This window comes from Mycobacteroides chelonae CCUG 47445, from assembly GCF_001632805.1.
GTDB classification, from domain to species: Bacteria; Actinomycetota; Actinomycetes; order Mycobacteriales; family Mycobacteriaceae; genus Mycobacterium; species Mycobacterium chelonae.
Map to the genome: position 1 here is coordinate 1,639,320 of NZ_CP007220.1, position 15,241 is coordinate 1,654,560.

12 protein-coding genes and 1 pseudogene are annotated in these 15,241 nt (G+C 64.6%); 5 read left to right on the forward strand and 8 right to left on the reverse strand.

Annotated features, from left to right (window positions below):
• Positions 1–55: 55 nt before the first annotated feature.
• Entirely contained in the window at positions 56–1,579 is a 1,524-nt protein-coding gene (locus BB28_RS08120; protein ID WP_046253124.1) for a helicase HerA-like domain-containing protein, read from the forward strand.
• Positions 1,580–1,602: 23 nt separating this feature from the next.
• Here the strand turns inward: BB28_RS08120 and BB28_RS08125 are convergent, their stop codons facing one another.
• Positions 1,603–2,550 (reverse strand): AurF N-oxygenase family protein, encoded by a 948-nt coding sequence (locus tag BB28_RS08125; protein WP_046253125.1) that lies wholly within the window; start codon positions 2,548–2,550, stop codon positions 1,603–1,605.
• A 79-nt stretch (positions 2,551–2,629) separates the two neighbouring features.
• Here BB28_RS08125 and BB28_RS08130 point away from each other — a divergent pair, with 79 nt between their 5' ends.
• Positions 2,630–3,355: a TetR/AcrR family transcriptional regulator gene (locus BB28_RS08130; protein ID WP_046253126.1), complete on the forward strand. Its 726-nt coding sequence runs from the start codon at positions 2,630–2,632 to the stop codon at positions 3,353–3,355.
• Here BB28_RS08130 and cmrA read toward each other — a convergent pair.
• Complete coding sequence (gene cmrA / locus BB28_RS08135; protein ID WP_046255662.1) at positions 3,334–4,137, reverse strand: mycolate reductase; 804 nt, start codon at positions 4,135–4,137, stop codon at positions 3,334–3,336. The genes BB28_RS08130 and cmrA overlap by 22 nt on opposite strands.
• Positions 4,138–4,225: 88 nt before the next feature.
• On the opposite strand from cmrA, the gene BB28_RS08140 reads away from it, so the two are divergent.
• Entirely contained in the window at positions 4,226–5,599 is a 1,374-nt protein-coding gene (locus tag BB28_RS08140) for an MFS transporter (RefSeq protein ID WP_046253127.1), read from the forward strand.
• On the opposite strand, the gene BB28_RS08145 is transcribed toward BB28_RS08140, so the two are convergent.
• The gene (locus tag BB28_RS08145) at positions 5,596–6,327 is read right to left on the reverse strand and encodes an MmpS family transport accessory protein (protein ID WP_046253128.1); all 732 of its coding nucleotides are present in this window, start codon (positions 6,325–6,327) and stop codon (positions 5,596–5,598) included. The genes BB28_RS08140 and BB28_RS08145 overlap by 4 nt on opposite strands.
• 136 nt (positions 6,328–6,463) lie before the next feature.
• Here BB28_RS08145 and BB28_RS08150 point away from each other — a divergent pair, with 136 nt between their 5' ends.
• The gene (locus BB28_RS08150) at positions 6,464–7,843 is read left to right on the forward strand and encodes a cation:dicarboxylate symporter family transporter (protein ID WP_046253129.1); all 1,380 of its coding nucleotides are present in this window, start codon (positions 6,464–6,466) and stop codon (positions 7,841–7,843) included.
• A gap of 15 nt (positions 7,844–7,858) precedes the next feature.
• Here BB28_RS08150 and BB28_RS08155 read toward each other — a convergent pair.
• Positions 7,859–9,695 (reverse strand): annotated as a pseudogene (locus BB28_RS08155) (APC family permease).
• Between the two features lie 133 nt (positions 9,696–9,828).
• Here BB28_RS08155 and BB28_RS08160 point away from each other — a divergent pair.
• Positions 9,829–10,170 (forward strand): DUF732 domain-containing protein, encoded by a 342-nt coding sequence (locus BB28_RS08160; protein ID WP_030095058.1) that lies wholly within the window; start codon positions 9,829–9,831, stop codon positions 10,168–10,170.
• Between the two features lie 22 nt (positions 10,171–10,192).
• Here the strand turns inward: BB28_RS08160 and cysC are convergent, their stop codons facing one another.
• The 4 genes from cysC to BB28_RS08180 form a co-directional block, all read right to left on the reverse strand.
• The gene (gene cysC / locus BB28_RS08165; RefSeq protein ID WP_046253130.1) at positions 10,193–12,070 is read right to left on the reverse strand and encodes an adenylyl-sulfate kinase; all 1,878 of its coding nucleotides are present in this window, start codon (positions 12,068–12,070) and stop codon (positions 10,193–10,195) included.
• On the reverse strand, positions 12,070–12,996 hold the full coding sequence (gene cysD / locus BB28_RS08170; protein WP_046253131.1) for a sulfate adenylyltransferase subunit CysD: 927 nt from the start codon (positions 12,994–12,996) through the stop codon (positions 12,070–12,072). Before cysD ends, cysC begins: the two co-directional genes overlap by 1 nt.
• Complete coding sequence (stf0, locus tag BB28_RS08175) at positions 12,993–13,796, reverse strand: trehalose 2-sulfotransferase (RefSeq protein ID WP_030095061.1); 804 nt, start codon at positions 13,794–13,796, stop codon at positions 12,993–12,995. Before stf0 ends, cysD begins: the two co-directional genes overlap by 4 nt.
• 76 nt (positions 13,797–13,872) lie before the next feature.
• On the reverse strand, positions 13,873–15,234 hold the full coding sequence (locus BB28_RS08180; protein ID WP_046253132.1) for a sulfatase family protein: 1,362 nt from the start codon (positions 15,232–15,234) through the stop codon (positions 13,873–13,875).
• Positions 15,235–15,241: the final 7 nt, after the last annotated feature.

A 15,241-nucleotide genomic window follows, 5' to 3' on the forward strand; every position in this document is an offset into this window, starting at 1 on the left:
GTCGACGCCACACTGAGCGATGACGGAGACGGTTGGGGGCATTAGGGTCGTGGCCATGGCCGAGCAGACCACCGCGGGATCCACGCCCGCACAGCAGATCGCCGCCGGATACGCCACCACAGGTCAGGCACTTGAACTGGGGTCGGTCGTGGTCGACGGCACCGTCGATCCTGCGGCGCGTATCCGCATTCCGTTGGCGACCCTCAACCGGCACGGCCTCATCGCCGGCGCGACCGGTACCGGTAAGACCAAGACCCTTCAGGTGATCGCCGAGCAGCTCAGCGCCGCGGGAGTGCCGGTGGTCATGGCCGACGTCAAGGGTGACCTGTCCGGCATCTCCAAGCCCGGCGAGGCCAGCGACAAGACGGCGGCACGTGCCAAGGACACCGGCGACGATTGGGCGGCCTCGGGCTTCCCGGCGGAGTTCGTGTCCCTCGGTACCACCGGAATCGGTGTGCCCATCCGCGCCACCATCCGTAGCTTCGGGCCGATCTTGTTGTCAAAGGTGCTGGGGCTCAACGCCACCCAGGAATCCACGCTGGGGCTGATCTTCCACTGGGCAGACCAACAGCAGCTACCACTGCAGGATCTGAAGGATCTGCGCGCGGTCATCACGTACCTGACCAGCGACGAGGGCAAGGCGGACCTGAAGAACCTCGGTGGCGTGTCGGCGGCGACGGCGGGCGTGATCCTGCGAGCGCTGATCAACCTGGAGGCCGACGGCGGCGACACGTTCTTCGGCGAACCCGAAATCGATCCGAACGATCTGATGCGTACATCCGGAGACAAGGGCGTTATCACGCTTGTCGAGCTAGGGGCGCAGGCTGCGCGGCCGGTTCTGTTCTCCACTTTCCTGATGTGGATTCTGGCCAACCTGTTCACGAAGCTGCCCGAGGTCGGCGACGTTGACAAGCCGAAGCTCGTGTTCATCTTCGACGAGGCGCACCTGCTGTTCGCCGACGCGTCGAAGGCGTTCCTGGAGCAGGTGGAGCAGACGGTCAAGCTCATCCGGTCCAAGGGTGTTGGCGTCTTCTTCTGCACCCAGCTGCCCACTGACGTGCCCAACAACGTGCTCTCGCAGTTGGGTGCGCGCATTCAGCACGCGCTGCGTGCCTTCACACCCGAGGACCAGCAGGCCCTTACCAAGACCGTCAAGACCTATCCCAAGACCGACGTGTACGACATGGGCACGGCGCTGACCTCGCTGGGCATCGGCGAGGCGATCGTCACGGTGCTCTCCGAGAGAGGCGCGCCGACGCCGGTGGCGTGGACCCGGATGCGCGCGCCGCGCTCGCTGATGGCCGCCATCGGTGATGACGCCATCAAGGCCGCCGCCGCGTCCAGCCCCCTGCAATCCAAGTACGGCCAGACGGTCGATTCGCGATCCGCCTTCGAGGTCCTCGCCGAGAAGGCAGCCCAGGCAGCGCAGGACGCACCCCTCGAGGCTCCCGCGAAGAAGGGCGCCAAGCCGGCACCCGAGAAGCCCAGCTGGTGGCGGCGCCTACTCAGCAACAGGAGCTTTCAGAGCTTCCTCAGCGCGCTGGGCAAGCAGCTCATCCGCAATATGGGTAAGAAGTAAGGGCCGCCGAGCAGCTCATTGATCTAGGCTTCTGCTGCCCGTTTCGACTGTGGCACAAAGCCTTCGGGCAACATCCGGGAGCGCTGCCAGAGGAACTGCACCAGACGGCCCTCCAGCATGTTCGCCTCATCCATGACGCGGACGAGGCGCTCGCCGAAGAACCGCAGATTTGCGTGATAGTGCGGATTGCGTAGTGCCGCCCACGTCGCCTTGAGGGGTGGAAGCCCGGCGTCGCGGTACACGGCCGGTTGCACCATGACCAGTGGGATTACCGATGCCCCGGCGGCGACGATCACGCGCTCGACGGCCATTCGGCCGCGGCCCGTTCGTGTGACCGCGCGGTTCAGCGCTGTGCGGGCGTAGCTGATGTGGCGGGCCTCTTCGATGACGTGAATCTTGGCGATCGCACGGGTGCGGGGTTGCAGCGTCTCGTCATTCATGGTCTGGCGCTGCAATCGGTCCAGTATCTCCTCGACCATGAGCATCATCGAGAAGATCGTCGCGGACAACGGTGCGAGCGCAGTGATGCCCACCAATGCCCGGGCGATCTTGGGCGGGTCATAGCTGCGGTCGCTCAGTGTGTTGATCTGGCGGCCGAACATCACCGAGTGGCGGCACTCGTCGGCGACTTCGGTCAGAGCGTATTGCGCTGTGGCGCTGCGGGGATCGCTGACTGAGGCCAGCTTGAGCATCGGATGCATCAAGGCGCTCTCGGCAAGAATGCCCCAACTGGCCAGGGCCGATGCCTCCAGCCGCCCGAGTGTGATCTTCTCGTCCTCGGTCATCCGCTCGAACATTTTCGTGCCGAACAGCGAGATGTACTTGTCGGGCACGTAGCGCAGGCCCGGCACGTCGGGGGCGTCCCAATCGACATCCACCTCCGGGTTGTAGGAACGCTCGACCGATGAGCGCAGGAGCCGCACCGCCGTGCGTTCGATAGGTGAGTCGTGATCGATAGGCGTTTGCGACATGACATGCCTCCCGCTGCTCAGTCCGGCATTTCGTAGGTAGTACCGAAAAGTACCGGGTACTTCGCGTATCGTCAATGGCATGGCGGATGGCGGCGATGCGCGGCGCGACCGATGGGCTCAGCACAAGGTTCGTGTGCGCCGAAAATTTGTCTCGGCGGCGGTGGTGGCAATCGAGAGAAACGGCCCGTCAGCCACAGTGGAGGACGTCGTCCGCGCGGCGCACTCCGCTAAACCCAAGCTGTACAGGCACTTCGAAGACCGCAACGACCTCTTCGACTCGGTGGCGCAGGCCATGGTGGGGGCCATCCGGCGGCAGCTGACCTCGGCCGTCGACATCGCTATCCCGCCGCGAAAATCCGCGCAGCGCGCAGCATCCCGCTTCATCGAGCTGGTGCAGCGGTATCCGCAGTCGACCCGATTCCTTTTCGAACATCAGATGGTGAGTGTGCGCGGAAAGTCCGCCCCGGCGCTTCGGCACGATGGGGCGATCGCTGAACTGGCCGCGGCGATGTCATCGTTCCTCGAGCGGGTCAACGTGCATCCCGCCGGTGTCGATCAGCTGGCCGCCGCATTGATCGGTACGGCGGCGACGACAGCGATATGGCAAGCAGCACAGGGTGCCGCACCCGATGAGGCTGTGGGCCAACGACTTGCCGAGACGTTGTGGGCCTCGGTCGACGTCTTCCTGCGGTCCAAGGGTGTCATCGTCGATCCTGATCAAGCACTTGATCAGGCGAGGATCACGGCCGCCCGTGCCGCGCTACTGGACTTACGGGACGAGGGTCAGTCGCCGAGCTTCTTGTAGAAGCTGCCCACGATCGGGGCCACGATGGCACGCGGCGCATACCCCGCGGCTACCGACATCGCCTTGGAAGTGATGCCGGGCACGACGCGCATCTTGTTGCGTTCCAGGGCATTCAGTGACACGCGAGCGGTGTACTCCCCGTTGATCCACAGGAAGTCCGGGACCACCTTGTCGACAATCGAGGCCTCGGCGGGGTCGGGTTCGACGGTGCGCACAGGTCCGGGTGCCAGCAGCGTGACATGCACCCCGGTGCCCTTGAGTTCACCGCGCAGCGACTCGGAGAAGGTGTTCGCGAATGCCTTGGTCGCGGCGTAGGTGGCATTGTTGGGAATCGGAGAGTTCCCAGCAGCCGAGCCCGAGATGAGGATGCCGCCGGCCCCACGCTCAAGCATGCCCGGCAGTACCGCCAGCGTAAGGTCATGCACCGCAACCGCGTTGAGCTGCACCTGCTTGCGTTCGCCCTCGGGATCCAGGCTACGGATGGGTCCGAACGTTGCGGTCCCCGCGTTATTGCACAGGATCGAGATGTTGCGCTCGGACAATTCCGTGCACAGAGCGCCGCGCGCACCAGGGTCGGCGAGGTCCACTGCGCGCACCTCGACGATCACCCCCGTCTTCTCGGTGAGGGTGTTGGCCAGATCATTGAGGATCTCGCCGCGGCGGGCGGTGACGATGAGGCTGTGTCCGCGGGCGGCAAGCTCTTCGGCAAGCGCCGCTCCGATCCCCTGAGAGGCTCCGGTGACAACGGCGCGGGCATCGGGACTTGGTGCGGGTATCGGCATGGGGCAATCGTAAAGGTTTGCGATGAGCGCCCGCGCGAAGAGCATCGGGCGGCGTTCGTAGGCCAAGCTACGCTTGTCGTTAATGAGCATGCCTGGCGTCGAGGAGCCTGTGGGGCGTCAAGACCCAGGACCGGACCGACAATCGGACACCCCCACCTCACGTGGCCGGATAGCTGCCTGGGCGGCGTTTGACTGGGGGTCTGCGGCCTTCAACACCGTCATCGTGATGTTCATCTTCACGCCGTATCTGACGGGTCGGGTCGGCGCCGGGATGCCCGATGGCGTCCCGCAGGGACTCCTCGGCTGGATGATGGGCCTGGGCGGTGTCCTTGTTTTCCTGCTCGCACCGGTGATCGGGGTATGGGCGGACACGCCACAACGGCGCCGTATTGCGCTGGGCACACTCACCACATTGGTGGTGGCGGTCGCCACGGCGATGAGCCTGGTGCGTGAGGACAACCGTTACCTCTGGTTGGGCCTCGGGTTGTATTGCGCCGGTTCGGTATTCAACGAACTAGCGCAGGTTCCCTACAACGCGACGCTGCACGGACTCACCACATCCGCCAACGCCTCGCGGGTATCCGGGCTCGGCCTGGCGGCCGCCTACATCGGCGGCGTTGTCGTTCTGCTGATCTGCTATTTGGGCTTCATCTCGGGGGACGGACCGACCCGCGGCCTCCTCCACATACCCGCCGCCGACGGATATGACGTGCGAGTCTCCGCGTTGTTGGCGGCGGCGTGGTTCGCGGTGTTCGCGCTGCCGCTCGTGCTCAGCCGTCCGGTGGCAGATCCGGAGGACCCGCCACCCAGCTCGCCCGGGTTTTTCGGGGTGTACCGGGAGTTGTGGCGTGACCTCGTAGAGCAGTGGCACATGGATCGACGCATCATCTACTTCCTGGGGGCAAGCGCGATCTTCCGCGATGGAATGGTCGCGATGTTCGCGCTGACCCCCGTCATCGCCAATGGGGTCTTCCACTTATCCGGGGCGGACATCACGTTGTTCGGTGTGGCCGGGAATGTGATGGCGGCGGCGGGTGCGATTGTCGGCGGTTTGATCGACACTCGTCTGGGTTCCAAGGGGATCATCGTCGGCTCCTTGGTCGCGATCGTCACCCTCGGCATCGTGATGATGTGTCTGTCCGGTGAGCCCTCGTTCTGGATCTGTGGGCTCGCGATCGCCGCGTTCGTCGGCCCGCCCCAGTCTGCGGCCCGAACGCTGGTGCTGCGCATGGCGCCGGCGGGCCGGGAAGCGTTCGTCTTCGGCCTCTACACCATGACCGGGCGGGCGGTCTCTTTCGTCGGTCCGTGGCTTTTCGCCGTCTTCGCGCTGCTGTTCCACGCCACCCGCGCGGGAATCGCCGGTCCGGTGCTGATGATCGCGCTGGGCATGGTGGCGGTGATGTTCGTGAAGGTTCCCCGATACCATCCGGTGACCGGCGAAAACATCAGCGGCGCAAGCTAGCCCATACCGCTACAGGTCGCCATCTTTCCCGAGGTGTTGCTCTTCTGCGCGCCGTTGACGAGCAGGGTGCAGGACACGTCGTGCGAGAAATCGGCGGCGATCACGACGGCGTTCGTCAACTGTTCGGAGTTGAGCTTGACTTCCTTGCGCCACGGCAGCTTGACGTTGAACTCCATCTGCAGGGAGCCGCTGGCGTCGAAGTAGGTGATGTTGAGGGCGGGGCCGCGTCCGGACACCTCATAGACGACGGTCTCGGTGGCCGCCTGGCTTCCCTGTGTCGGAGGATTCACCGGAATTGGGGGAATGGTGAAACTCGGTATCGGGGGGAGGCTCGGCACGCTGGGCGCGGTGGTCGTCGAGGTTCGGGTGGAGGGAGTGGCGATAACTGTGGGGGGCTGCTCATCCTGGCGCTGAATCAGAACGACGAGTGTGGCGATGAGCGCGATGATGACGACCAGCGCCCCGATCCCGACGACCCATAGCCAGAAGGTGTTCGATCGGCGCGGGGGCGGGGGATCCTGTGGGGGAGGACCGTAGGACCCGTATTGCTGCGGCAGCACGGCCGTTTGGTTGGGCTGGGCAGTGCTGGAGAGCGCGGGATACTCAAACGCTTGCGAGGCGTAAGCCGGGTCATCGGGGTAATCCAACGGTTGGCTGGACTGCGACCACGACCCGTATGACGTGGAGCCGCCCTGGGCGGCCGCATCGTCGCGGCGGTTGCTGTCCATGGCCGCCAGGGTACCCGCCAACCTATCGATGCAGGTGAAAGCCCGTCGGCCGTGTTTCCGGCAGTTCATCGCCGCACGTGGGTCAATGGGCGGGGCCGTGCTGTGATCCCGGTCATGGTACGGCACGATAGGGGCCATGACAGTGACCGAATCCACGGCTTCCGAGAGCGCCCCGCCCAAGAAACGCAAGGACCGCACCCATTGGCTCTATATCGCGGTCATCGTCGCGGTGGTGCTGGGCGTCGTGGTCGGCATGCTGTGGCCGGGGTTCGGCAAGTCGGTGGGCGTGCTCGGCGAGATCTTCGTCAGCCTCATCAAAATGATGATCAGTCCGGTGATCTTTTGCACGATCGTGTTGGGCATCGGATCGGTGCGCAAGGCCGCCAGTGTCGGCCGCGTCGGCGGGCTGGCGTTCGTGTACTTCCTGGCGATGTCGACCGTCGCGCTCGCGATCGGCCTGGTTGTCGGCAACCTGCTCGCGCCCGGCACCGGGTTGCATTTGTCCGGGGCGAATCAGGGGGCGGGTGCCAAGTATGCCGACCAGGCGCATGCCGCCGGTGGCACCTGGCATTTCATCAAATCGATTGTGCCGGAGACGATGTTCTCGGCACTGACCTCAGGCAGCGTGCTGCAGACGCTGTTCATCGCGCTGCTTGTCGGTTTCGCGGTGCAGGCCCTGGGATCCACCGGTGAGTCGATTGTGCGCGGTGTCGGGATGCTTCAGAAGCTCGTTTTCAAGGTCCTCATCATGGTGCTCTGGCTGGCGCCCATCGGCGCCTTCGGCGCCATCGCCAACGTGGTCGGCCAGACCGGCTGGAACGCCGTGAAGGAGCTGGGCGCACTCATGCTCGGCTTCTACACCACGTGTGTGATCTTCATCTTCGGTGTGCTGGGCGCGCTGCTGTGGGCGGTGGCCCGGGTGTCGATCTTCAAGCTGGTGCGCTACCTGGCGCGCGAGTATCTGCTGATCGTTTCGACGTCCTCCTCTGAATCGGCGCTGCCGCGGCTGATCGCGAAGATGACGCACCTCGGTGTCGAGAAGTCGACGGTGGGAATCGTTGTCCCGACCGGCTACTCGTTCAACCTGGATGGGACGGCGATTTATCTGACGATGGCCTCATTGTTCGTCGCCGACGCGATGGGCAAGCCGTTGTCGATCGGTGAGCAGATCTCGCTGCTGGCGTTCATGATTATCGCTTCCAAGGGCGCGGCCGGGGTGACCGGTGCCGGCATGGCCACGCTGGCGGGTGGATTGCAGAGCCATCGGCCCGACTTGATCGACGGGGTCGGGATGATTGTCGGCATCGACCGGTTCATGTCGGAGGCGCGGGCGCTGACCAACTTCTCCGGTAATGCGGTGGCCACGTTGCTCATCGGAACCTGGACCAAGACGACGGATCGTGAGCGGATCAAGACGGTGCTCTCCGGTGCCGATCCGTTCGACGAAACCACCATGCTCGACGATCACACAGACGACGCCGTCGCCGAGAAGGTGCCCGCGCAGGCGGCCAACTGACGGCGGTGTGCGCCGTCAGTTCATGCGGTATGGATAGTTCGCGACAATCGCGTCGGTGCGATCAATGAGATTGGCCGTCAGCACAATTCCGGTCTGATTGTGCAGGATCTGGTGCCAGCGGCGCTTGGTCTTGATCTCGGTGATGAGCACGGTCACCTGGCGACCGTCGGACTGACGCTTCTTGACGTACTCCACCAGTGGTGTCACCAGCGATCGGTGTGCGGTCGGCAGCACCACGAGCTCAAGCCCGGGGTTCCATTGATCCCAGCGTTTGGTCATGGCGTGCGCCTTCTGATCCGTGCGGCTGATCGTGACCGGCACCACCTCGCCACCGAGGTGCAATGCCGCCTCGAGTAGCTGAACCGTTCGTTTGTTGATGTCGTCGATCGGCACGATCACCAGGGGTGTTTGATCGGGGGGATTGGGTGTCAGCGTGGGCAATTCATCGAGCTCCAGTTCGCGTTTGACGCCCTGGTAGTAGTTCTCGGTGCGCCCGAAAAGCAGAATCAGCAGGGGAATGACGATGACCAGCAGCCACGCACCCTCGGTGAACTTGCTGCTGAAGAACACGACCATGGCGATGGCCGACAGGGCCGCGCCGAACCCGTTCAGTGCGGCCTTCCAGTGCCAGCCCGGGGTGCGGGCACAAAACCAGTGTTTGACCAAACCGGCTTGGCTGATGGTGAATCCGATGAACACACCGATCGCGAACAGGGGCAGCAGCCGGTGGGTGTCGGCGCCGCTGGCGATGAGGATCACCGCCGCGAAGGCGGCCAGTGCCGCCACACCGTATCGGTAGACCGGCTTCTCGGCCCGCAACGCGAAGAGATGAGGCATCCGATCGTCTTTGGCGAGCAGACTCATCAACACCGGCAACCCACCGAAGCTGGTGTTGGCGGCGAACCCGAGGATCAGGGCGACGGTCACATTGGTGATGTAGAAGGGGATTCCGGTGCCGAAGGCGGCAGCGGAAAGCTGCGCCAGAATGGTGACGTCGCCGCGGGGGACCACATGGTGCGCCTTGATGAGGATGCTCAGTCCGATCAACATGACGCCCAAGAGAATTCCCAACGCGACCTCGGTGTGCTGGGCCCGTTTGATGGCGGGTGTCTTGAATGCCGGGACGCCGTTCGCGATGGCCTCGACACCCGTCAGCGACGAACATCCGGCCGCGAATGCCTTGAGAACCAGGATGATTCCGAGCGCGCTGACCGGTTCGATGGGGCCGAGGTCCTTGCCGATGACGGCCACGGGGGTGGGATGTGACAACCCAAAGACGATGACCGCGAGGATGCACACGATGAAGACGAAGGTCGGCAGCATGAGCACCTTGGCCGACTCGCTGATGCCGATGAGATTGAGGACGGTCAGGATGGCCAGTCCGATCAGCGTGATGGACAGCAGGTGCGGGGGCGAGGGCGGGAAAGGCGCTCGCCAGGCTCGCCGCCCCCGCAGCCAGGCTCACCGCGACAGTCAGCACATAGTCGACGACGAGGCTCGCGGCCGCCAGCAGGCTCGCGCCCCGGCCGAGGTCCTTCTTGGCCACGGCGTAGGAGCCGCCACCTTCGGGGTGTACCGCGATCACCTGGCGGTAGGAGAACACCAACACGATGAGCAGCACCGAGATCGCGATGGCCACCGGCAAGGTGAAGGCGACGGCGCCAACGCCGCCGGCGATCAGGGCCAGGACGATGGCCTCCGGGCCGTAGGCCACCGAGGACAGCGCATCCAGGGACAGCGCGGCGAGGCCGCCGACGGCAGTCAGTTTGTGTGCGTCATCCTTCAGGACGCGGCGCAGCCGCGGGTCGGCGACGCGCGGCGGCACGGGCTGGGTCGGGGGCGCAGAAACCACCGAGGGAGAGTAGACCCGGATGTAGCGCTTTTCATGGGTCTTTACGCGATCTTGAGGCCCCGGTAGTGGTGTCAATCACGATGACATCGTTGAACCTATGTCCCATGAGGTCAACGGATGTAGACTCACCGGCATGAAGGGACTCAGTCTTACTGCGATGATCGCGATGGGTGCGGGTGCTGCCGCGATCGCCATGGCCTCCCCGGCGCATGCCGATGACGTCAGCTTCAACGAGACACTGCACTCCTACGGCATCTACGCGCCGCCGGACAAGACTGCCTACCTCGGCAAGATTGCCTGCCATCGTCTAGACACCGGTCTGGACAAGGACGCCTACCAGGCCACCAGCTTCCTGACCAAGAACCTGGACCGCAACACCTCTACCGAGCAGAAGTGGCAGTTCCTGGGCGCTTCCATCGACGAGTACTGCCCCGAGCAGCGTCCCGTTCTCGAGCGCGCGGCCAGCCGTACCTAAGCCGGTTCGTTCTTAACCGCGCTCAGCGAGCGCGGTTAAGAACGTCGATCACCTGAGCCACCAGGCCGTCGATATCGGCACCGGTGGTGTCGAGAACGAGTTCTGGATTTTCCGGAGCTTCGTAGGGTGCTTCCACGCCCGTCAACCCCTTCAATTCGCCGGCGCGAGCCCGTGCATACAGCCCCTTGGGGTCCCGCTTCTCGCATTCGGCCAGCGGGGTGGAGATGTATACCTCGATGAACGGCAGTTTGGCCGCGGCGTTGATGCTGCGTGCGGTCTCCCGATCGGAGCGCAGCGGTGACACCAGTGATGCCAGCGCGACCACCCCGGCGTCGGCGAAGAGCCGCGCCAGGTGTGACACCCGGCGAATGTTCTCGGCGCGGTCGCCCGGTGAAAACCCGAGGTCATCGGAAAGTCCATGGCGCAGGTTGTCGCCGTCGAGTAGGTAGGCCACCTGGCCGGACTCCACCAGCGCCCGTTCCACCGCTACCGCGATGGTCGACTTGCCGGACGCGGGCAGGCCGGTGAACCAGATGATGGCGCCGCGCTGAGTGGTGCTGTCCCAGCGGTATTCGCGGTCCAGGGCCGAGGGATGCCACCGGATATCGGTCCGCGAGTGCGTCTCCGGTTTTACCTCGCGTGCCTCGGTGATGGTTCCGGCGCCGACGGTGTCGTTGGATGCCTCATCGATCAGGATGAACGCGCCGCTATCCCTGCTGTCGGCGTAGGAGTCGGCCACCACGACCGAGCTGGTGCGCAGAGTCACCGAGCCGATGTCGTTGAGCGCCAACTCAACCGGACCGTCCAGCTCGTCGAGAGTTTCCGGGTACAGCCGGGTGTGCAGAGCCTGAACGGTGGCCCGCACCGTCCGGGTGCCCTGCTTGAGTGCGAGCCGGTCACCGGCCCGTAGCGGGCCGTTGGTGAACCAGCAGACCGTGGCGTCCAGCTCGCGCGCCAGCACCGGTAGCACCGCATCCTCTACGCCGCTCACCAGCACGTCGCCGCGGCCCACATCGATGTCGTCGGCCAACTCGATCGACACCGACAGTGGGGCCACACCGGTGGAACGGTTCTCATCCAGAGTGTCGACCACCGTCACGGTCGACCGAGTTCCCGACGGCAGGTTCACCACCGGGTCTCCGACGCTGAGGGTGCCACCGGCCAACCGGCCGGTGTATCGGCGACGCTGATCGGCCGTTGGGCGCGACACCCACTGCACGGGCAGACGCAGTTTGGCGGCCTCCGGTTGCGGGGGCGAAAGCTCAACATTCTCAAGGTATTCGAGTAGAGTCGGCCCGCTGTACCAGGCGGTGTTCTCGGAGCGGTGCACCACATTGTCGCCGAGCTTGGCCGCGATAGGAATGACGGTGATGTCTACCTTGCCGAGCCGGTCGGCCAGCAGATGCAACTCGCGTTCGACCTCCGCGAACCGCTCCGCATCGAAGTCGACCAGATCGATCTTGTTGATCGCGGCCACGAAATGCTTGATACCCAACAGCTTTGCGATGCGGGCGTGGCGACGGGTCTGGCGAAGCACACCGGCTCGGGCGTCGACCAGCAGGATCGCGACATGCGCGTTAGAGGCGCCGGTGAACATGTTGCGGGTGTAGCGCTCGTGACCCGGTGTGTCGGCCAGGATGTAGCTGCGGGTCGCGGTGGAGAAGAAGCGGTAGGCGACGTCGATCGTGATGCCCTGCTCGCGTTCGGCGCGCAGTCCGTCTGAAAGCGCAGCGAGGTCGGCGTTTCCCTCGTCGTCGGTGACGGCCTCCAGGTGGTCGACCGGCAGGCTGTCGGTGTCATGTAGCAGTCGCCCGATGAGGGTGCTCTTGCCGTCGTCCACCGAACCGGCGGTGGCGATGCGCAGTAGTTGGCGGGTGTCCACCGCGGTGTGGGTGCTCATCAGAAGTAGCCCTCTCGTTTCCGGTCTTCCATGGCGGCCACGGATGTGCGGTCATCGGCGCGAGTCTCGCCGCGCTCAGACACGGTGGCCACGGAGATCTCCGCGATCACCCCTTCGATCTCGGTGGCCTGGGAGCGGACCGCGCCGGTGATCGTCATGTCGCCGACGGTGCGGTAGCGCACCCACTCGGTGGCTGCCGCCTCGTCGCCCTGCGGGGTGGCGTACTCGGAGGTGGCCAGCAGGATGCCGTCACGCTCGAACACCTCGCGTTGGTGTGCGTAGTAGATCGACGGCAGCTCAAGGTTTTCCAGCTGTATGTAGCGCCAGATATCCAGTTCGGTCCAGTTGCTCAACGGAAAGACCCGGACCTGTTCGCCCTTACGGATACGGCCGTTGTACAGCGACCAGGGTTCGGGACGTTGTGCCCGTGGATCCCATTGCCCGAACTCGTCGCGGAAGCTCAGGATGCGTTCCTTGGCTCGGGCGCGTTCCTCGTCACGGCGGGCGCCGCCGAATGCGGCGTCGAAATCGCCGGCCTCCAACGCATCCAGCAGGGTGCGCGTCTGCTGACGGTTGCGTGAGGCGCCCGGGCCAGGGTCGGCGACGCGCCCCGCGTCGATCGTGTCCTGCACCGAGGCCACGATCAGCTTGTGTCCGTGCCCGGTGGTGCGGCGGTCACGGAACTCGATGACCTCGGGGAAGTTGTGCCCGGTGTCGACGTGCAGCACGGGGAAGGGCAATGGCGCGGGGCGAAATGCCTTCTCGGCCAACCTCAGCAGGACGATTGAGTCCTTGCCCGCCGAGAACAGCAGTACCGGGCGTTGTAGCTCGGCAACCACCTCCCGGATGATGTGCACCGCCTCGGCCTCCAACAGCCGAAGCTCGTTGACCTGTAATAGATCGGGCGTTGTCGCGGTGTCGCTCATAGTGGCAGTCCCTCTCGTTCCGCATCGCTCCGGTAGCGGTCCACCCAGTCGTCAGACCGCTGATCTGCCTGCCGTTCCAGCACCGGTGCCGGTGCGAGTCGGGGGTCTTGGCCCAATGCCTCCAGCACGGTGCCCACCACCTGCGTCAGGTTGCGCCACAGGAAGGGGTACGAGACATCGATGGGCTGGATGTTCTCCTCGGCGAACCAGCGGCGCCACCCCGCTTCTTGCGCCTGCAACATGGTGATGACATGAGCGATGGCCCCTGCGTGATATTCGGCGCGGGCATCGCGGACCGGGTCGGGGCGTCCGCGCCACACGCGGGTCTGCACCGCACGCCAGAACGAAACCGCTTGGGACACCACGTCTGGTCGGTATACGTGCACCAGCACCGGGTCGCTGCCGACGACGTCGCGTATCGCGGCGAGTAGACCGTCGCCGGATCGGTCGGGAAGACCTTGGGCGCGGTTCAGCAGTAGCGGGGTCTGGTTCCACATGAGCTTGCCGCCCCAGATTCCGTTGGGGGTGCGCCCCACGGTGCGGATGTAATCGCGCCAGATGGTGGCGGGCGCCAGGTCGGGCTTGCCCGCGTCCAGCGGATCGAGCAGACGCAGGATCGACTCGTCCTGGACGTCGGCGAACCACTCCCGCGGCTGCGGGGACTGGCTCGTGGTGGGCAGGTACTGGAAGAACTCCTGCGGCTCGCCCGCTACACCGGTTGCGCGCAGAGATTCCACCAGGAGTGTGCTGCCACTGCGCTGCGAGGCGAGCACCAGATATGCGGTGGGATGTTCGGGCATGCGCAGTAGCCTAACCGCAATTGTTTTGTATTCGACTAATTGGGTTCGCCGTGAATTGCAATCATAGCGAACATAACTATTGTTCGATGCCGCGTTCGTCGGCGATGGCGGAACGGTTCGCTCCAGGGCGGCCATGGATGCGCAGGAATGTCTCGGTGTAGCGCTCAGATATGCGTGTGCCCGCAAAATCCGAGGGAATGACGTCGAGGGTCTTCTCGCGCCAGTCGTTGAGGCGCAGCGCCAAGTCGTCGGCGACGGCCCGCGCCTCCGGATCGGCATCCAGTCCCAGCAGGTTATGTGCTTCTCCCGGGTCTGCGACAAGGTCGTAGAGCTCCCGGTGCGGGCGTGGATTGGTGATGTGCGTGGCGACAGCCCGGCCCGGGGGGCTGTCGGCAATGTCCCATGGCAGGTCCAGGACCGGCCTGGGTGCGTAATTCTCTATATAGCTGTAATTCTTTGTCCGAATAGCCCGAATGGGGTCAAAGGAATCGTGATATGTCTTGGCGGTGAAAAGTTCGGAGCGGACTTGTTCTAATTCGTCTGCTGGTTTCAGGATATTACCGGCGTGGGAAATTCCCTGAATTTCCCCGGGAATGTCGACACCGAGTAATTCCAGGAGCGTGGGCAGCAGATCGACCCCGCTGAAGAGCTCGTCGTATCGCAGTGACTCGGTGCGTCGGCCACGTGGGGGGCGCACGATCAGCGCGATGCCGGTGCCGGCGTCGTACAGGGTGGACTTGGCGCGCGGCAATGCCGGGCCGTGATCGGTCATGAAGACGACCCAGGTGTTCTCGTCGAGGCCCGTCTCGGTTAACACGTCCAGCAATTCACCGACTTTGGCATCGGCCACCGCAATTGAGCCATAGAACTCGGCCAGGTCGTCGCGCACCTCCGGGGTGTCGGGCAGATAGTCGGGGACGTTCACCGTGTCGGCATCGGAGGGTTCATAGCGCTCCCGTGGAAACGGGCGATGTGTTTCGAAGAATCCAGCGGTGAGCAGAAACGGTGCCTTGGGAGAATTGCGCAACCACCGGGACGCATGCTCCACCACGTATTCGCAATACGAGTTCGACACGTCGTACTCGTCGAATCCCAGCGTCGCGGGATACGCCGTTTCGTGCTGCATTCCGAACAGCGCTGTGTGCCAGCCCGATCCGGACAGAATGTGGGGGAGTGTGCGCACGCCGGCGCGATACTCCCAGCCGTGATGGGCCAAGCCGATGAGGCCATTGCTCTGCGGGTATCGGCCGGTGAAAAGCGAGCCGCGCGATGGTGAACACAGCGGTGCTGTGGCATGTGCGCGGGTGAACAGGATGCCGTCGGCCGCCAGCTGGTCCAGGTGTGGGCTGGACACATCGGGATGCCCGTAGACGCCCAGGTAGCGACCGAGGTCGTGCCAATGGACGATCAGAACGTTGTCCCGTGACGCTTCGGTCACTGCGCTC